Origin of the sequence: Spongiimicrobium sp. 3-5, from assembly GCF_046557915.1 — a bacterium.
Classification (GTDB): domain Bacteria; phylum Bacteroidota; class Bacteroidia; order Flavobacteriales; family Flavobacteriaceae; genus JBHEBG01.
This window is the reverse complement of record NZ_JBHEBG010000001.1, coordinates 1878530-1897896: the sequence shown is the minus strand read 5'-3', so window position 1 is coordinate 1897896 and position 19367 is coordinate 1878530. Positions and strand designations below refer to the sequence as shown.

21 protein-coding genes are annotated in these 19367 nt (G+C 40.3%); 10 read left to right on the top strand and 11 right to left on the bottom strand.

From position 1 onward, the window contains the following. From ACEQ81_RS08120 to ACEQ81_RS08095, 6 genes are all read left to right on the top strand, one after another. Positions 1-580: collagen-like protein (locus ACEQ81_RS08120; protein ID WP_411030350.1), on the top strand; the 580-nt coding region annotated here is incomplete at its 5' end. Between the two features lie 5 nt (positions 581-585). Next, a complete protein-coding gene (locus tag ACEQ81_RS08115; RefSeq protein ID WP_411030349.1) occupies positions 586-1713 on the top strand; it encodes a hypothetical protein in 1128 nt (375 codons plus the stop codon). Between the two features lies 1 nt (position 1714). After that, entirely contained in the window at positions 1715-2875 is a 1161-nt protein-coding gene (locus ACEQ81_RS08110; protein ID WP_411030348.1) for a gliding motility-associated C-terminal domain-containing protein, read from the top strand. A 225-nt stretch (positions 2876-3100) separates the two neighbouring features. Beyond that, the gene (locus tag ACEQ81_RS08105) at positions 3101-3835 is read left to right on the top strand and encodes a M15 family metallopeptidase (RefSeq protein ID WP_411030347.1); all 735 of its coding nucleotides are present in this window, start codon (positions 3101-3103) and stop codon (positions 3833-3835) included. A 43-nt stretch (positions 3836-3878) separates the two neighbouring features. Continuing rightward, positions 3879-4646 carry a M48 family metalloprotease gene (locus ACEQ81_RS08100; RefSeq protein WP_411030346.1) on the top strand — a complete coding sequence of 256 codons (768 nt, stop codon included), beginning with the start codon at positions 3879-3881 and terminating at the stop codon, positions 4644-4646. A gap of 129 nt (positions 4647-4775) precedes the next feature. Beyond that, positions 4776-4946, top strand: coding sequence for a DUF6747 family protein (locus ACEQ81_RS08095; RefSeq protein WP_411030345.1), 171 nt, complete (start codon positions 4776-4778; stop codon positions 4944-4946). Between the two features lie 109 nt (positions 4947-5055). Here ACEQ81_RS08095 and ACEQ81_RS08090 read toward each other — a convergent pair whose 3' ends face one another. After that, entirely contained in the window at positions 5056-5451 is a 396-nt protein-coding gene (locus tag ACEQ81_RS08090; RefSeq protein ID WP_411030344.1) for an ankyrin repeat domain-containing protein, read from the bottom strand. A 241-nt stretch (positions 5452-5692) separates the two neighbouring features. On the opposite strand from ACEQ81_RS08090, the gene gpmI reads away from it, so the two are divergent. The 4 genes from gpmI (at position 5693) to ACEQ81_RS08070 (ending at position 9406) form a co-directional block, all read left to right on the top strand. Then, complete coding sequence (gene gpmI, locus ACEQ81_RS08085; RefSeq protein ID WP_411030343.1) at positions 5693-7210, top strand: 2,3-bisphosphoglycerate-independent phosphoglycerate mutase; 1518 nt, start codon at positions 5693-5695, stop codon at positions 7208-7210. 8 nt (positions 7211-7218) lie between these two features. Then, a complete protein-coding gene (locus tag ACEQ81_RS08080; protein WP_411030342.1) occupies positions 7219-7722 on the top strand; it encodes a thioredoxin family protein in 504 nt (167 codons plus the stop codon). 85 nt (positions 7723-7807) lie between these two features. Further along, positions 7808-8626, top strand: coding sequence for a type I methionyl aminopeptidase (map, locus tag ACEQ81_RS08075; protein WP_411030341.1), 819 nt, complete (start codon positions 7808-7810; stop codon positions 8624-8626). A 12-nt stretch (positions 8627-8638) separates the two neighbouring features. Then, positions 8639-9406, top strand: a complete 768-nt coding sequence (locus ACEQ81_RS08070; RefSeq protein ID WP_411030340.1) for a class I SAM-dependent methyltransferase — start codon at positions 8639-8641, stop codon at positions 9404-9406. 32 nt (positions 9407-9438) lie between these two features. Here the strand turns inward: ACEQ81_RS08070 and ACEQ81_RS08065 are convergent, their stop codons facing one another. The 10 genes from ACEQ81_RS08065 to ACEQ81_RS08020 all read right to left on the bottom strand — a co-directional run bounded on the left by ACEQ81_RS08065 (position 9439) and on the right by ACEQ81_RS08020 (position 19254). Further along, entirely contained in the window at positions 9439-10521 is a 1083-nt protein-coding gene (locus ACEQ81_RS08065; protein ID WP_411030339.1) for a TlpA family protein disulfide reductase, read from the bottom strand. A 123-nt stretch (positions 10522-10644) separates the two neighbouring features. After that, positions 10645-11718: a helix-turn-helix domain-containing protein gene (locus ACEQ81_RS08060; RefSeq protein WP_411030338.1), complete on the bottom strand. Its 1074-nt coding sequence runs from the start codon at positions 11716-11718 to the stop codon at positions 10645-10647. A 9-nt stretch (positions 11719-11727) separates the two neighbouring features. Beyond that, complete coding sequence (locus ACEQ81_RS08055) at positions 11728-12735, bottom strand: FAD:protein FMN transferase (protein WP_411030337.1); 1008 nt, start codon at positions 12733-12735, stop codon at positions 11728-11730. Between the two features lie 3 nt (positions 12736-12738). Further along, positions 12739-13095 (bottom strand): Na(+)-translocating NADH-quinone reductase subunit F, encoded by a 357-nt coding sequence (locus ACEQ81_RS08050; RefSeq protein WP_411030336.1) that lies wholly within the window; start codon positions 13093-13095, stop codon positions 12739-12741. A 67-nt stretch (positions 13096-13162) separates the two neighbouring features. Continuing rightward, positions 13163-14470, bottom strand: coding sequence for an NADH:ubiquinone reductase (Na(+)-transporting) subunit F (gene nqrF, locus ACEQ81_RS08045; protein ID WP_411030335.1), 1308 nt, complete (start codon positions 14468-14470; stop codon positions 13163-13165). Positions 14471-14472: 2 nt separating this feature from the next. After that, on the bottom strand, positions 14473-15213 hold the full coding sequence (gene nqrE / locus ACEQ81_RS08040) for an NADH:ubiquinone reductase (Na(+)-transporting) subunit E (protein ID WP_411030334.1): 741 nt from the start codon (positions 15211-15213) through the stop codon (positions 14473-14475). A 16-nt stretch (positions 15214-15229) separates the two neighbouring features. Further along, complete coding sequence (locus ACEQ81_RS08035; protein ID WP_411030333.1) at positions 15230-15877, bottom strand: NADH:ubiquinone reductase (Na(+)-transporting) subunit D; 648 nt, start codon at positions 15875-15877, stop codon at positions 15230-15232. A gap of 3 nt (positions 15878-15880) precedes the next feature. Then, on the bottom strand, positions 15881-16633 hold the full coding sequence (locus ACEQ81_RS08030) for a Na(+)-translocating NADH-quinone reductase subunit C (protein WP_411030332.1): 753 nt from the start codon (positions 16631-16633) through the stop codon (positions 15881-15883). A 2-nt stretch (positions 16634-16635) separates the two neighbouring features. Further along, entirely contained in the window at positions 16636-17898 is a 1263-nt protein-coding gene (locus tag ACEQ81_RS08025; RefSeq protein WP_411030331.1) for an NADH:ubiquinone reductase (Na(+)-transporting) subunit B, read from the bottom strand. A 3-nt stretch (positions 17899-17901) separates the two neighbouring features. After that, entirely contained in the window at positions 17902-19254 is a 1353-nt protein-coding gene (locus tag ACEQ81_RS08020; protein WP_411030330.1) for a Na(+)-translocating NADH-quinone reductase subunit A, read from the bottom strand. Positions 19255-19367: the final 113 nt, after the last annotated feature.

The following is a 19367-nucleotide window of genomic DNA, read 5'->3' as shown; positions in this document are numbered from 1 at the left end:
GCAGGGACCACAAGGTGACCCGGGAGCAACGGGCGCAACAGGACCAGAGGGACCGCAGGGGCCAATAGGACCCGAAGGGCCACAGGGAGTTAAAGGTGATCAGGGTGATCCTGCTACCAATATTACAACCAACCTGACCCAAGATACCGGAAGCGGACAAATTACATATACCAACGAGGAAACCACTCCACAAACAGCAAATGTGGTAGGTGCGGAAGCTAACAACAGTATTTCCTCAGGTGCTAATGGAGGAGCCTTTTATGAAAGTCCAATCAAAGCCTTTGGAAAAATAGCTTCTAATGGAAGTGTAACCAGGGCAACCACGGGTATTACGGTAACAAAACTTTCTGGAAACGGACGTTATAGAGTCAATCTTCCTGCCGGTTTGGTATCAGACGCCAACTACATCATTCAACTTACACAGCCAGGACGCGGTGGTGCCGGCAATGATGATCCTGGTATATCATACAACAGTCAAACTTCCTCTAGCTTTGAAGTAATCATAGGAGACAATGATAATGGAGGAACAAACAGGAGTAGATTCAACTCAGAATTCATGTTCATCATATTAGACCTTTAAAAACCATGAAGCAATATCTCATCATAATCGTACTAATTTCCGGGTGCAACCTTTTGTCTGCCCAGATAGATGGTAGTTTGCTTATGGGGCTTACCAATGCTACTACCACGGAAATGAATACCGTTTCAGGTCCAATAGAAGGGTCTTTGCTATATAATTCTACGGTAAAAAACGTATATCAATACAATGGTAGCACTTGGGAGCAATTAGGGGGTTCTTCAAGTGGTTGGGGTACAACGGGCAACGCCGGAACCTCTTCTTCAACCGATTTTATCGGAACAACCGATGCACAAGATCTGGTATTTAGGGCCAATAACACGGAGAAACTGCGAATCGTACAAGATAGGAATCAACTATTAATAAATCAGGCAACCGTATTTAATTCCCACCCCTTAGTAATTAGGGCCAATGGAATAGATGTACTGGCATTTCAAGACAATACCGGCACCTCTAGGTGGCATTGGAACCTATTGGGCAATGGTCTTAATTTTGTAGAATCCAATGTGGCCGACTACCGTTTGTTTTTGGAAAATGGCGGACAGGTTGGTATCAATACCTCTACTCCTACCGAAAGATTGGATGTAAATGGTACGGCACGGATTAGGACGCTTAACGCAGCAGCAAACACGGATAATCTACTCACCGCTGATGCAACAGGTGTCTTACACACATCAAAAATAAATTATGGCGGTCGTTGGAGCAACACCAATACCACCACAGATTTAAACTCAAATAACACGCAAGCTCCAATCTTTGGGGCGGAAGACTATAAAGATGACGGTAATAACCTTTACCAAGTAAGTGGCAATACCTTAATCATAAGGGAAGCTGGCAGGTACGACATTAGGGCTAACCTTTCATTGGTAGGCGTCAATGAGAGCGGAAACACCAAACAACGTACCAACGTTAATGCACGCATAGCCGTTAATGGCGTGGCCGTAGGGGCCATTGGAGCTTCGGGTTATATCAGGTATGGTAGTAACCATGATCATTCCAGTGTACATGTGAGTGAAATTTTAGAGTTAAACGCCAATGACGTTATCAGTATTCTAACCTATAGGGAGGCCAATAGTGGCAGGGTTCGTTTCAGCGGCTCCAATGAATCTAGTTTCATGATCAACAAGCTAAGGTAGTATGAAGAAGCTCGTAATTTTTATATTGGCCCTTAGTTTTACGGCAAGCATGTTGTCCCAGGATGCCGTGCATAACTATGGCACCATTCAGTTTCATGACGATACGCAAGTGGGCTTCCATATTGATTTGATCAATGACGGAACCTTTGATCAAAACCTGGGGTTGGTAGGGTTTTATAGTGCCGATGCGCCGTTAACCGTTTCCGGAGCTTTCTCACCAGTATTTCTTGACGCCGAAATAGCAGTAGAAAACGGGCTTTTTCTAGAGGTCTCCATGGGAATATCCAATAACACCAATTTTATATCCGGTAATATTGGCACCTCCAAAACACAATCCGATGCTTATCTTAATTTTTTGGATGAATCTTTTTATGTAGGTGAAAATCAAATAAGTAAAGTAGATGGATATGCCGGCATAAGCAATAAAGAGAGTTTTACTTTTCCGATAGGTACGACAGACAGACTAAGACCTTTAAGCATACAATCTTCTGCGGTGAACGCTTTGGCCAAATGTGCCTACTATGATGAAGATCCGGATACTACGGATTATTTCGGTGGACAGTTTTCGACCGACGCCAAAGATTCTGAACTCTTAAGTGTAAGTAGGGAGGAATTTTGGAGATTGGAAGGCGACATGCCATCCACAGTAACCCTCACCTGGGATATGCAAAGCAATATAAACGATTTGGCAGAACTTATAAGCGACCTAAAAGTGGTAGGTTGGAGCAAAACAACAAATCAGTGGGTTAACCTTGGCAGTACTAACGTAGAAGGCGGACTTACCAATGGTGCCGTTACCTCCGATCTTTTTGTGCCGAACGATTACGAAATACTAACTATAGGCGGAAACGATGAAGTCTTGGAAACACTAAATACAATTGAACTGGACAACTATTTTCTAACTCCCAACGGTGATGGCAATAATGACTATTTGGTGATCGATGGCATAGAAAAATCACCCAGTAATAATCTGCAGATTTTTGACCGTTATGGTATTATGGTCTATTCCAAAGTAAATTATACGGACGAGTTTGATGGCAGATCTAACCGCAACGGAGTTATCAAAAAAGGTAAAGCCCTGGCATCGGGTATATATTTTTATATCATTACCCTGAACGATTTAAAGATTAAACATCAGGGGTATATGTATATCTCCGAATAAAACCGGTCTTTCCCTTTTCAAACTACAATTTATCGCTTCCCTTTCCCACAGATCGGTTGGGCTACCAAAGGCCTATCCTTATGACTATCTCCACATGAACTTGTGGATTTGAAAAAATACTTCTTAACTTTGAAGGGCAGGGATTTTCTTAATTTCTGTGTTTAGCAAAATATTTGATTTGCCATCAGAAAACATTTTGCATTTGGCAAAACATAAACGAAACATATGAATCGAAGATCTTTTGTAAAAAGAAGTAGCATTTCCGGACTGGCATTAACCTTAGCTCCTAGCATATTGCTCTCCCAAAAAACTGAATTCTCTGTTCTTGAATTGATGGGAAAAGAAGAGATATCCTTACATGGAAAAGATATAAACCTCCGGAAGGAAGCACACGATGCTTTTGTAGCTATGAAAAAAGCGGCGTACAGCGATGGTATCGATTTAAAAATTATATCGAGTTATAGAAATTTTTATAGGCAAGAGGCCATTTGGGAAAGAAAATACCTAAAATTTACTGAAGAAGATGGTATGGTCCCTATCGATGCCATTGATAAAATTATAGAATATTCCACCATACCGGGTACAAGTCGTCACCATTGGGGAACGGACATCGATATTGTGGATGGGTACCGCAAGGTAGATGGCGATGTTCTGGTTCCGGAAAAATTTGCGGAAGGCCAACCTTATGCGGACTTCAAAAAATGGATGGATGAAAACTCCAAAAAATTCGATTTCTATTTGGTCTACACCGATGAAAGAAAAAGAAGGGGCTTTAAGTACGAACCATGGCACTATAGCTACGCTCCGTTATCTATCCCCATGTTAGCGGCCTTCAGAAAAAAGAACATCCTTCAATTATTACAGCAAGAAGAGTTCTACGGGAGTGAACATTTTACCTCAGGATTTGTAAAGACCTATATAGTAAATAACATTTTGGACATAAATCCAGAACTTTTATAATGCTTTTCGTATCTTGAAATGACATCATTCATTAGTATATCGCATGCGAAGAGGTAGTTGGAAAATACGAATATTTATAGGTTTGGCCATAGTAGGTTTCGCTATGGTACAGCGCTGTAACAATAAGGAGGAAAATCCCTATACCGGAAGGGTGCAAAATATAAACATGACCTCCGAGGAAGAAATTGCCATTGGTCTGCAAAGTGCTCCGGAAATAGCACAACAGCACGGTGGCCTTTACCCCGATGAACGTATGCAATCGCTTGTGGATGCAGTAGGTAATAAACTAATCAACAATAGTATTGCCCGGGAAACTCCATATAAATATGATTTTCACTTACTGGCCGATGATCGTACCATTAACGCCTTTGCGCTACCCGGCGGTCAGGTATTTATAACCTACGCCCTATTTTCACAACTTAATGAAGCCCAGTTGGCTGGTGTTTTGGGGCACGAAATTGGCCATGTTATTGGTAGGCATTCCGCGGAGCGTATTGCCGAAAGTAATTTTTGGAGAACCATATCCATGGGGGCTTCGGTAGGTGCGGATGCAGGGGGCATTGTTGGCAGCATAGGTCAGAATACGCTTTTGAAGAATGGACGGGGCGATGAATTGGAAAGTGATGAATTGGGAGTGCTCTTCATGATCCAATCGGGTTATGAACCTATGGAAATGATTAAAGTAATGGAAATACTAAAGGCCGCTGCGGGGCCCAATAGAGCACCAGAATTTCAAAGTACCCATCCAGATCCCGAAAACCGCATCCAGAAGATAAAAGAGGCCATAGAAAGATACCGTGGACAGGGATAACTGTTAATTCGACGATTTTCTCTACGGTATGGTCATATTTTACTATCTTTGATTAAGTTTCCCAAAACTTTCAATTGCCTCAGATTTAACCCTTGTAGCTTTGATTTATAATTTTTTAAACGAGACTATATGGGAACGCTATTACATTTTAGAAATCTTTACTCCGAAGCATTTAGAAATTGCAAGCCGGAATTTGTAGTGGTTTTATTAAAAATCTACTCGGTTTTTTGCTTTGCTTTGCTTTTTATGGCATTATATGCATTTATGTACAGAGCCGTAACCGGATTCAATTTTTACTGATTGCTTAATTTGCTCTTTTACTTGAACACTATTTGAAGTGAATTAATTCAAAAATAAAGCCCCCTTGGAATTCCAAGGGGGCTTTTTAAATGATGATGAATAAACCCTTTTAGCTTTCCGTAGCAGCTTCTATAACTGCTAGGGCATCCACGGCATTCGACAGTTCTGCATATTTTTTTGCAGTATGTCCATCGTCACTTTTAGTCCTAAGATTAGCACCACTTTTTATTAGTAGCTCCAAAATTTCGGCTTTGTTGTAACGTGCTGCAAACATAGCAGGTGTCATTCCCAATGATTTTTTGTTTACATCCTCTCCCAAGGATATTAATTTCTGTACTGTCTCCAAATCTCCTTTTATAATAGCTTTGCAAAAGGAGTTGATTTCAAAACTTTCGACCATAATGGTAGCCGAAGTATTGTCATTTAGGTCGATTTTGTTTTCAGCGGAAACGCTGGTAACCACTAGCATAAAAGCCGCGGCAACTGTTAGGATTGTTTTTCTCATGATGAATTGTTTTAATTAATAGGTTTTGACTATACAATAATAGACTACCTTAATAGCTTTTTGTTTCACCATTAACAGATAAATAACTAAAGTTTAACAACCCTACCCCAAGTTTCGTTAAATAATTAACATCCCAAGGATATCCTGAACCAAATATTCAAAAAAGTCAAAAAGCTGTTTCAAATCATAGCATAATGCAGCAAATCGCACTATTTTTGAATCATCGGAAAAAAAGCATGAAATGAACAAAAAAGTGATCCTTATGATTTTGGATGGTTGGGGCAAATCCCCAGACCCTAAAGTCTCTGCTATAGCTAATGCAGAAACCCCATTTATAGATTCATTATATAAAAAATATCCTAGCGCAAACCTGTTAACAGACGGTATGAACGTTGGCCTACCCGAAGGACAAATGGGCAATAGTGAAGTTGGGCATATGAACTTGGGAGCTGGTAGAATTGTATATCAAGATCTTGCCAAAATAAACTTAGCCGTAAAGGAAAATACCCTAAAAGATGAACAGGTACTTAAAGATGCTTTTAATTACGCCAAAAGCAATGATAAGGCGGTGCACTTTGTTGGCTTGGTAAGTAATGGTGGGGTTCATAGCCATATCACCCATTTAAAAGGCCTTATCCAAGCCAGTGAGGCTTATAATTTAGATAAGGTTTTTATTCATGCCTTTACCGACGGAAGGGATGTTGATCCCAAAAGTGGCAAGGTATTTCTAGAAGACCTCAGTGAATTCTGTTCGGATAAGAAGGCCAGGTTGGCCACGGTAATCGGCAGATACTATGCCATGGACAGGGATAAAAGATGGGAACGTGTAAAACTGGCCTATGACCTGTTGGTACACAATACTGGCGATCTTTCCGGCAATATTTCCAATACAATGCAGCAAAGTTATAACGCCGGTGTTACGGACGAATTTATAAAACCGATTGTAATGACCGATAAGGAGGGCACTCCCCTAGCCAAAATTACCGAAGATGACGTGGTTATCTTCTTTAATTTTAGAACAGATAGAGGTAGAGAATTAACACAGGCTCTTAGCCAGGAGGATTTTCATGAACAAAACATGCATAAACTCAATTTATACTACGTAACCCTTACCAATTACGACGAATCCTTTGAAGGAGTTCATGTGGTATACAACAAAGATAATATTTCCGAGACCTTGGGCGAAGTGCTGGCAAAATCAAATAAAAAACAAATCCGTATAGCCGAAACGGAAAAGTATCCCCACGTTACCTTTTTCTTTAATGGAGGGAGGGAAATACCATTTGATGGAGAACAGCGCATATTATGTCCGTCCCCAAAAGTTGCTACCTACGATCTACAACCAGAAATGAGCGCTTACGACATTACCAATGCCATTGTTCCCGAACTACAAAAAGGCGATGTGGATTTTGTATGTCTTAACTTCGCAAATCCTGATATGGTAGGGCACACAGGAAATATGGCAGCGGCCATAAAGGCCTGTGAAACCGTTGATACTTGTGCCAATACGGTAATATCGGCCGCGTTGGAAAGTGGTTATTCTACCATAGTAATCGCAGACCATGGCAATTGCGATACTATGATAAACCCAGACGGTACGCCCAATACGGCCCATACCACCAACCCTGTACCCTTAATTCTGGTAGACACGGATGTAAAACAAATTAAAGACGGTGTACTCGGAGACATTGCCCCTACTATACTTGCGCTTATGGGAATTGCCAAACCAGATGCCATGACCCAAAATTCCCTGATTTAAAACCATTTATGAAAAAGTTAATTTTATTAGCGCTCCTTATAGCGGGCACTAACGGTATCTGTCAGAATAAAAAAGACATTTTGCTGGGGAACGCTACAGAAAGTGATTTGAAGGCAGAGCCGTTTTCCGCTTGGTATCAACCTAATTACGACAGTTATACCCTTAACGAAGAGTACCTAGAAACCTTGAAACCATTACTGAAAGATGTGACCATAAAAATATTTATGGGTACGTGGTGCAGTGATAGCAAAAAACAAGTTCCCCGCTTTTACAAAATACTTTCAAATTTGGATTATAACAAGGAAGTTGTTGACCTCGTTGCCATGTCTAGAAAAAAAACCACGCCACAAAACCTTGAAGATGGTCATAATATTATTAGGATTCCAACAGTTATTTTCTTTAAAAAGGGGGAAGAAATTAACCGTATTGTGGAATTTCCAATTGAAAATTTGGAGGCGGATATGACCAAAATACTCACAGGTAAACCCTATTTAAATGCCTACGCACAATAAGCCGATTTAATACTTTTTTTCCTTTCAAACATGCCTTTTACAACTTGTTTACCATATTTAAGGTATTGCCTTATCTTTGCACCCTATGATAGTTATTAAAACAGCTGAAGAAATAGCGTTAATGCGCGAAAGTGCACTGATTGTTTCTAAGACTTTAGGCATGTTGGCATCAGAGATAAAGCCTGGTGTAAACGCCCTTTACTTGGATAAATTGGCCGAGACTTTTATTAGGGATCATGGGGCCGAGCCAGGTTTCCTTGGGATGTACGATTTTCCAAATACCCTTAACATGAGTCCTAACGCACAGGTTGTTCATGGTATTCCTAACAGTGAACCGCTCCAAGACGGAGACATTATCTCTGTGGATTGTGGTGCATTAAAAAACGGATTTTATGGAGATCATGCCTATACCTTTGAAGTTGGAGAAGTGGCCGAAGAGACCAAAAAGCTATTAAGCGTTACCAAAGAATCCCTGTACATAGGGATACGCGAGTTTAAATTAGGTAACCGGGTAGGTGATGTAGGGTACGCTATCCAAAAATATTGTGAGGATCATGGATACGGCGTGGTTAGGGAACTCGTTGGCCACGGACTTGGCAAAAAACTGCACGAAAGTCCAGAAATGCCCAATTATGGAAAACGAGGAAGGGGAAAACGTTTTGTTAACGGTATGGTGGTGGCCATTGAACCTATGATAAATATGGGTACTAAACGCATTAAACAGCTGAAGGATGGATGGACCATCTTAACAGCTGACAACAAGCCCAGCGCCCATTTTGAACACGATGTGGCTTTGATAGATGGTAAACCCGAACTCCTATCCACATTTCAGTATATCTACGACGCGCTCGGAATCGTTACCAACGAAGAGGAAGAGTTTAGACAGAAGAAGCTCATTTTATAGCCTTGGCATTGCATGAAAAAATTGTTCAAATATTTGCTCAATGCAATTCCCAGACCAGTGCTTATAAAGCTAAGTTACCTTGCAAGACCATTGCTGGCGCTTTCGTTAAGGGGAAAAACATATGAAGACCCTATAGACGGAAAAAAGTTTAGGATGTTCCTTCCGTATGGTTATGAAGCACCTCGAGAAAATGTGTTGTCGCCTTCTACCCTATCCTTGGAAAGACATAGATTGCTTTGGTTGTATTTGAAAAATGAGACCGATTTTTTCAACGCCTACCATGCCGTGCTGCATTTTGCGCCCGAACAGGCTTTTTACAAACGTTTCAGGGCATTATCGCACCTAGATAAATATGTTACCACAGATCTTAATTCACCTTTGGCAGATATTAAGGCCGATATTTGTGATCTTCCCTTCGATGACAATTCCTTCGACGTAATCTTATGCAACCATGTATTAGAGCACATCCCAGATGATACAAAAGCCATGCAAGAACTGTATCGTGTGCTAAAACCGGGAGGTTGGGGAATTTTCCAAATTCCTCAAGACCTTAGTAGGGATACCACTTTTGAGGACAATACGATTACGGATAAAAAAGAACGTGCCAAGATTTTTGGACAGTACGATCATGTGCGCATATACGGCAAGGATTACTTTAACAAATTGAGGTCGGTGGGTTTTACAGTAAAGGAAATAGATTATACGGCAAATCTTTCGGAAAGCGATATTGAAAAATACCGTTTGGCCACGGGCGAAATTATTCCTTTGGTGGAAAAGTGATCTTTGTATATTATATTCCAATTACCCATAGTTTAGCGCAACATTTCCAATTGGACCCTAAGTTCATCCGCATTGACATTTTTTGCTATTATCTCTCCGGTCCTGTTTAAGAGAAAATTGGAAGGAAGGGAAGATAACAAGTAAAGGTTATAGATAGCATAATCTACGTCATGGATTTGGTTCCAAGGTAGTCCATCTTTTTTAATGGCTTCCTGTAAGTGATCTATATCGCTGTCAATGCTAACTCCAATAATATCAAACTCCATGTCTTTATAGGTTTCATGTAAGAGCGCCAATTTAGGATTTTCAACCCTGCAAGGTCTGCACCATGATGCCCAAAAATCAATCAATATATAAGAACCCTGAAAATTTGCCAGATCAACACTAGAACCTTCTAAGTTCGTTGCCTTAAAATATGGGGCTTTTTGCCCTATGGCGACCAAAGCTGCCTTGTCAATTCTTATACGCAAGGATTTACTCATTCCACTGTTAGGGTACGCTTTTTCCAACTCCTCTGACATTTCCTTTAAAAAAATATGGTTTTTGGCCAGGTCAAAATAGGGCAATGCATCATATGCTAGTGCGGAAGGCCCCATCTCTCTTACAGCATTTTCCATAGCGGTTATAAATTCTGCCAAAACCTCATCCTTTTTCTTTTCTAGTTTTGCAATGGTTTCCATGTCATTTTCTTTCAAGGCCTTATCATATTCGCCCATCATGCCCGCAAAGAACCGTTCGTTGAGCTTTTCTATTTGAAGTTTAAAATTCGATTTCGCAGCTACCTCCGATACTATTGCCATTTCTTCATCCAATATCAAGTTAATCTGCCCACTTCGCTCTACAGCAATTCTCATTTCCTTACCAGTATTCAATTTCAACGAATAGATTACAGGCTCTGTAAATGAATCCACTATGCTATAAATCTTGTTTTGGGAAAGATTTGAAAGAGATTTAAATTCAATCATCTTTTCGGACTCAAAATTGTACTTGGAAAGTACTACTTCTTTAATATTTTCGGAACCGACCTCTATTTTAAAAACAGTTTCAGAAGTTTTCGATGGATTGCATCCATATATAAACAGACACAGACCTATTAAAATTTTAATTGTTTTCATAAATTGGAATTTTTTTATATTTCCTGTCAAAAGTAGCTTGACGGTGAATACCGGTCGTCCGAAAACGCGAATCCGAACCCAATTTTAAAAAACAATGATTTTATCCTTTGATAAATTCTTACCCTATTTATTTCTGGATTTGAATTCGGACGGGGTAATTCCGGTTTTTTTCTTGAAAGTTGTATTGAAGGAAGATTTTGAATTAAACCCAACTTCATATAGCACCTCCAATATGGTCTCGTTGGGATCCGTAGGATTCATCAATCTTTCTTTTGCGGCATTTATTCTATAGGTATTGATGAAATCCACAAAATTCTGATCATAATGATCATTTATCAATTCGGAAAGTGTTCTTTTAGGAACATTAAGTTCTCTGGCAAGTACTGCTATTGTTAAGTTTAAATTTTTAAAGGACTCTGAAGTAGAAAGATGTTTCTCTAAGCTTTCAATTAGCAGCTGATTTTCTTTTAAGGAAGTATCAAATCGCTTTCGAGATACCAATGAGGCAGTTAAGGCCAAATCTTCTTGGCTAAAGCCTCGGGATTCTCCAGATATGGTGAACCCGTTAAAATACAATAGGTTAATGGCTGCCAATATCAATAGATAAACAATATTTTCGAGATGAGCGGTACCAAAATTCAGGAAAAATGCCATAGCCTGGAGAATGTCCACCAAAAAAATCAAAGAGAACACAACAAAGACACCCTGCAGCCATCCAACGTTTAGCCATTCCAATCTTGAATAATTATCCTTTACTACCTTTTTATATCTTCTTACCTCTAAAAAACAGAGGAGAATATATGTAAGGATATGTACAGTATAGCCAATTGTGGTTTCGGGGTTGCAAATACCTTTGTTTATTGTAAAGACTATAAGGCAAACTAATGCAAAGGGGATAAAATGTGTAAGATGCATTAACTTAAATCCAAAATGTTTTCGGGTGATGGATCTGTTATAAAAAAAAAGCAACGGCCCATAGAGAAAACCATACGCACAATTGAAGCTTAGAAAAAAAGCACTTCCAATACCTCTATTCATCAAAAAAAACCCAAGAATTTGTAAAGAAAGCGTACCAATAATTGTTGCCAACAAAAAATCGCTCTTAAGTTTTTTCTTATTGGCAATTAGGATGTATAATGTCAGCAATACTCCTTGGAATATTATGATGATATGGATTACATTGGTAAAAGAAAACATTAAACAAGTTTAATTAACAAGGAGGTCGCGGAATCCGTTGGTCATAAACTCATGGGTATTATCGTTCCCATCCAGATAGATGATGTAGGCTTCCAGTTCTTTATTTTTTTCTAAAAGTTTCTTGGAAGTACTAAGATTCATCGCCATAAAGGCCGTAGCATAGGCGTCTGAGGTGGCACATGTCTTTGAAATTACGGTAGCCGCAAGAACCTTGGAGTTTTTTGTGTACCCCGTTTTTGGGTCTATGGTATGCACGTATTTTTTTCCGGTTAAACTATCTATCCTAAACTTGCGATAGTTACCCGAAGATGCCAGTGCCCTATCCTTTAGATTTAGAAGAACCTTTAACTTCCTGTCTTCTGTGGCCTGCGGATCATCTACCCCAACGACCCATTTTTTTCCTTTAATACGGTTTTCTCCCTTTGCCACTATTTCGCCACCCACTTCCACCAAATAGTTATCTATACCTTTGGCACTTAGCATAGCAGCCAAACGATCAATGGCATAACCTTTGGCTATGGCATTGAAATCAAAATAAATATTTGGGTCTAATTTTTTGATAGTACCTTCTTCGGTGATGGCTACTTTGTTAAATCCCACATACTTTAAAAGGCTATCTACCTTGGTACTGTCTAACCTTATCTGTTTTCCCGGGCCAAACCCCCATGCATTTACCAAAGTACCCACGGTGGGGTCAAAATAGCCGTCGGTGCTTTCATAGACCTGTTTGGAAAGTAGAAAAACCTCTCTAAACATATGGTCAATAACCACGGTAGAATCTCCTGTATTTATTTTACTGATGTCGGAATTAGGGATATACGTGGATAATGATTGGTTGATTACATTGAACACAGAATCTATTTCATGTTCAAAACTTCGGCTTTCCGGGGATAAGTATGTTATACTGTATGAGGTGCCCAGTGCCCCGCCTCTAACGTTATTATTTACAAATTGTGGAGCTTCGTCCCTGCACGAAACAAGGAACAGAAGAACCGTTATTATGCCAAGCGTTCTCATTCCTTAGATTTCAATAAGTCCATCATAATCCAAAATATAGTCCTCGTTAAGATAAACGGGTAATTCGTGATTGGCAGCATTGGCCAAACCAACGCCCGCGTAATAGGTTTTGGCTTCAAATTTAATAGCATGTTCTTTTACCTTTTCCATCAATTTTATATCGTAATCCTTGGGATCCGCAGGATAGGTAACATTCCGAACAACAATAAAATGAAGTATCTTTTCCTTAAGACAAACAAACTGTGGGTTTTTCTTTAGGGTACTGTTTACACCCATAAATTCGTACCCATCTTCTTCCAATTGTCGGCCTACGATATTCATCGCCAGGTTATGCAGCTCTTGCTCGGATAGTGCTTTCATATAGGGTTCTTACAAAAAAACCGATACTATTACGATATCGGTTTTTAAATACTTTTCTTTTAGAGGTTTATCCACCAAAATCGTCAAATCTGATGCTTTCATCCGGGATACCAAAATCCTCTCCCATTTTCTGCACCGCCTTATTCATAAGTGGAGGTCCGCAAAAATAGAGTTCAATATCTTCTGGGGATTCATGATGGTTTAGGTAATTATCGATTACACAATTATGAATAAACCCAACAAATCCGTCCCCTGGTGAATCCAGGCTTTCCTTAACCTTCCAATTGTCCTCTTCCATGGGTTCCGAAAGTGCCAAATAGAATTTAAAATTAGGAAACTCCTTTTCCAATTGGTAGAAGTGATCTAGATAAAATAGCTCTCTTTTGGATCGGCCACCGTACCAATATGTAACTTTACGATTGGTTTTTAGGGTTTTGAAGAGGTGATACAAATGCGAACGCATAGGAGCCATTCCGGCACCACCACCCACGTAGAGCATTTCAGATTCCGATTCGTTAATAAAGAATTCGCCATAAGGGCCCGAAATAACCACCTTATCACCCGGTTTTTGTGCAAAAATATAGGATGATGCCACACCTGGGTTTACATCCATCCATCCGTTTTTGGAACGGTCCCAAGGCGGAGTAGCGATACGTACGTTAAGCATTATTTCCCTACCCTCAGCAGGAAAAGAGGCCATGGAATACGCCCGTTCCACGGTTTCATTATTTTTCATGGTTAGGGGCCAAAGATTAAACTTGTCCCATTCTGTCTGAAATTTATCAGGAGCCTCATGCTCTTCCGGATGCGCCGTAATATCTATATCCGCATACTTTATCTCGCAAGGAGGGATTTCTATTTGGATATATCCTCCTGCCTTATAGTTCATATCTTCGGGAATCTCAACAACAAATTCCTTGATAAAAGAGGCCACATTATAATTTCTGACAACAACCCCGTCCCATTTCTTAATTCCGAATACCTCTTCGGGTATCGTAATCTCCATGTCTTGTTTTACCTTCACTTGGCAAGCCAGTCGTGCTCCATGGTTTAGTTCCTTTTTTGAGAAATGTGGTGTTTCCGTCGGAAGGGCTTCGCCACCACCAGAAAGCACATGGCATTCGCACTGAATACACGTACCACCGCCACCACAGGCAGAAGGAAGAAACACTTTTTGATTTCCCAAAGTGGATAGTAAAGAACTCCCAGAGGCAACCTCAATCTTTTTCTCACCATTAATGGTAATGACCACTGGTCCTGAAGGAGATAATTTCTCCTTGGTGAACAGCAATAACGCAACCAAAAGCAGTAGCAGAATCATGAAGGCCACTACGGTTATAAGAATCGTTCCACCTGTACTTGCAGCTAAAAACATAGTTATTCTTTTATAATATTGTTATAGGAAACGGTCTTTTCATCGATTTCCTTTTTAATTTCTTTTTCCTTCTTCTCAATCTTCTGGGCGGTGGTCTGCTCTACTACCTCTGGAGCTTCATCTCCGCCTGTTAGCATACCTCCAAAACTTTGAAAACCGATACCCATTAAACCCGTAATGATAAAAGTTATGCCCAATCCCCTTAGAGGCGCGGGAACATTGGAATATCTAATTTTTTCTCTAATTGCGGCTATGGCCAAAATTGCCAAAAACCAACCTATACCTGAACTTACGCCGTAATTAAAAGCCAATCCCAAAGTTTGGATATCCCTGGCTTGCATAAACAACGAACCTCCCAAAATTGCACAGTTTACAGCAATCAGGGGTAAAAATATTCCAAGGGAATTATAAAGTGCCGGTGAAAATTTCTCCACAACAATCTCTACCAATTGCACCATGGTAGCAATAGTTGCAATAAAAAGTATAAACGATAAGAAGCTAAGGTTGTAATCTGCATATTCCGGTCCCAACCATGCTAAGGCTCCATCTCTTAGCAAATACTGATCTAACAGCCAGTTTAAAGGAACGGTAACCGCCAATACAAAAATTACTGCCGCACCTAAACCAACAGCGGTGGCCACCTTCTTGGAAACCGCCAAATAGGAACACATTCCCAAGAAAACGGAGAAAACCATATTATCTATAAATATGGATTTAAAGAAAAGTTCTATATGTTCTAACATAATTTTTTATTTCTAATTAGTTTTCTTCTATAAGTGCCCTATTCCTAGAACGTTGTACCCAAATGATAACACCTACAACGATCAATGCCGCTGGAGGAATAATCATAAATCCATTGTTTTCGTAACCTGTAGCGTACAACCCTGTTTTTTCTATAGGATCTCCCAATACTTTAAAGCCCATTAGGGTACCAGACCCCAATAGTTCCCTAAAAAAGCCCACAATGATCAATATTACCCCATAACCCAAGGCATTTCCAATACCGTCCAAGAAAGATTTCCATGGTCCGTTGCCCAGCGCAAAAGCTTCAAAACGACCCATAATAATACAGTTGGTTATTATGAGGCCTACAAATACGGCCAGTGTTTTGCTCAATTCATAGGCAAAGGCTTTTAATACCTGATCTACAATAATTACCAAGGTAGCTACCACCACCAACTGCACTATAATCCTAATCTTGGAAGGAATTATGTTTCGCATCAAGGAGATAACCACGTTACCGACCCCAAGTACAAAAATCACCGAGATTGCCATTACTATGGAAGCCTTTAATTCTGCGGTAATCGCTAAAGCCGAACAGATACCAAGTACTTGTATGGTTATTGGATTGTTATCCGCTAAAGGGTCTAATATTAGATTTGCATCTTTTTTTGAAAGTAATGCCATTTTTTAGCTTTTAGATTTTATATTTTCCAAATAAGGACGGTACAATTGTAAACTTTTCTTGATCATTGCGGAAAGCCCGTCCCCTGTAATGGTAGCACCCGCCAATGCGTCTACCTCATTATCGTCTTTGATCTTATTTAGGGGGTCGTTATTTCCTTTGCTTACGGCAATACCGGATAATCGGTCGCCTTTAAGGATAGACTCGCCTGCAAAATCATCCATAAAATAACGTTGTTTTATATTGGCGCCAAGGCCTGGAGTTTCCCCTTTATGATCAAAATAGACGCCTTGTACCACCATATTTTCATTTAAAGCAACAAATCCCCATATGGCATCCCAAAGGCCCTTACCGCGCATGGGAATGATATAGAATTTTTCGCTGTCCTTCTCTCCTATGAAAAGTGGCAATCTTCTTACTGCCCCTTTTTTTGAATTGGTCTCTTCTTTTTGAAGGTCGATGAGGTAGGCCTCTTTGTCCTCGGTTATCTCATCACCTACGATCACCAATTGTTGTTTGATGTATTTATCGAACTCCACGGCCACCCTATCGGTAGGTATGAAATTCACGCTACCTTCATCCACATTCTCATTGATACCCATGGCATAAAGAATGTTCTGTTGTTTTTCCAACCGTTCATTTTCACTGATCTTTTCTTTAAGCCCAGAGGCTAAAAAAGCCAATACCGAACCTACAACTACCACCATTATTGCCGCAAAGGCAACTGTATATGTGTTTTTATCCCTATCGATCGCCATAATTATGCTGTTTCCACTTTTAATTCTTCTGCCTTACCATCTGTAGTTTTAGGATGTATAGTGGCATTTTTTAAACGTTTCATGCGTCGTTTAATATTTCCTCTTACTACGTAATGATCTATAGTAGGGGCAAACACGTTCATTAACAAAATTGCCAAGAACACTCCTTCTGGGAAGGCCGGGTTAAAGACGCGTATCATTACTGAAATAAATCCGATCAGAAATCCGTATATCCATTTTCCTCTATTGGTCTGGGCCCCTGTTACCGGATCGGTGGCCATATACACAATACCAAAGGCCAATCCCCCAACAAGCAGGTGTTGCCAGTATTCAAAACTCATTAGGCTATAGAATTTACTGGTTTCGGCTATCCAACCTTGGTCTGCCACCCCGTTGAATATAAGCCCCATAACCAAGGAGCCAATAACGGCACTGACCATGATCCGCCAGCTGGCTATCTTACTAAAGATCAGGAAAAGTCCGCCAAGTAAAATCAAAAGGGTAGACGTTTCGCCTACGGAACCCGGGATAAACCCAAAGAACATATCTGAAACCGAATAAGAGAAATCTTTGCCCTGGGCCATATATCCCAAAACCGTTTCGCCAGAAATTGCATCGGGCGTGCCTATACGTTCAACCGCTCCATGAACCCATACCTTGTCTCCCGTCATCCATGTAGGATATGCAAAAAACAGAAATGCCCTGATGGTAAGTGCCGGGTTCAATATGTTCATTCCGGTACCGCCAAAAACTTCCTTTCCGATTACCACTCCAAAGGCAACAGCAACGGCAAGCATCCATAAAGGCGTGTCTATTGGTACGATCAAAGGCACCAACATACCGGTCACCAAATACCCTTCTTCTACTTCGTGTCCTTTAATAACGGCGAACAAAAATTCGATGGCAAGACCAACTCCATACGATACTACTACCAGGGGAAGTACCGTAATGGCACCTAACCAAAAATTATCCCAAGTGAGAAAATTTTCCCAAAGTGAAAATGTAGTCTCAATACCGTTTGCAGCTTCTATGGCGGCATAATGCTGATATCCTGCATTAAAGATCCCGAACAGCAGTACGGGCACCAAAGCCATGATCACCGTATTCATGGTACGCTTTAAATCGTCCGCTCCCCGAACGTGTGATCCGGAATGGGTAGTTTCGTTAGGAAGGTATAAAAAGGTATGGAGCGCATTAAAGGCTGGGGCCATCTTTTTGCCCTTATACCTCTCTTTTAATGTATGTAATTTTGTTTTTAAACCCATCTCTTATCCTATTTCTTTATGCATTAGATCCAACCCTTCCCTAATAATTTGCTGATGGGGTTGTTTGGATATACAAATAAACTCAGTTAATGAAAAGTCTTCAGGAGCTACTTCGTACAGTCCCAGCTGCTCCATCTCATCCAAATCCTTCACCATGCAGGCTTTTAAAAGCTGCAAAGGATAAATATCCATAGGGAATACCTCTTCATATCGCCCTGTAACCACAAATGCCCTATGTTCGCCATTGGTATTTGTGTTAAGGGTAAATTTCTTGTTGGGCATCATCCATGAAAAGGTCAATGCCCTAGTAGATGAAATTTTGTTGAATATTGGTTTGTTCCAACCAAAAAGTTCGTAATCGTCTCCTTCCGGAATGGCCGTTACCGTATTGTTATAAAAACCAAGATAGCCATCCGGACTGCTCATGGAACCCGTTAGCACATCGCCATTAATTACCCTTATGTTATCTTCGTTTACGCCACTTCCGTACAAGAACGTAGCAATTTCGGCCCCAATTTTAGTGGTGTAGTACTTTGGTGCCTTTATTGAAGAACCTGCCAAAGCAATAGTACGGTCCGCATTAAATTTACCGGTCAATAACAGTTCCCCGATGATGATAAGATCTGATGGAGCTACCGTCCAAACCACCTCTCCTTTGTTTATGGGGTCTATCTTATTAATTTGAGTGCCTACCAATCCGGCAGGATGTGGCCCGGAGACCTTGTGCAACTCAATACCGCTTAGCCCTGAAAGTGGTGAATTGGATGATTTACCTACGGAGACATGTACTTTCCCAGGGGTGAGTTTCCCCAAAGCGGACAATGCCGCTTGTAATTCTGCCTCTTTTCCCTGAAGTACATAGTCTAAATCCGCACTTAATGGAGCAGTTACATAACCCGAAACAAATATGGCTTTAGGAACCGCATCAGGGTCTGCAATAATGTCATAAGGTCTTTGCTTCACAAAAGGCCAACAGCCAGATTTTAGCAAGAGGCCCTTTATCTCTTCCGGACTTGCCTTTTCAGGATCCAGCGAGCCATGACTTACATGTTCTTGGGCCTTATCGGCCAATATTTTTAAAGTAAGGATCTTTCTACGAGCTCCTCTTTCAATCTCTATCAACTCTCCACTTACCGGAGAAACAAACATCATATCCTCCCTGTTCTTATTGTAAAAAAGTGCTTCGCCGGCTTGCACCTCGGCACCTTGTTTCAATAACATTTTTGGAGTTAATCCGTGAAAATCTAAAAGATTGATTGCGTAAGTATTGCTTAAAACGGCTTTTGAAGTAGTCTGTTCCGCGGCACCGACAAGATTAATGTTCAAGCCCTTTTTTATTCGAATGTCGTTTGACATAAATTGGTTGACCTTAAGTTATCAAAATTACGAGCAAATTTAGTACTTAAAAGAAAGTTTTCATAATTATTACCCATAAATTTAGGCATTATATCGATATCAATTTTTTAGGT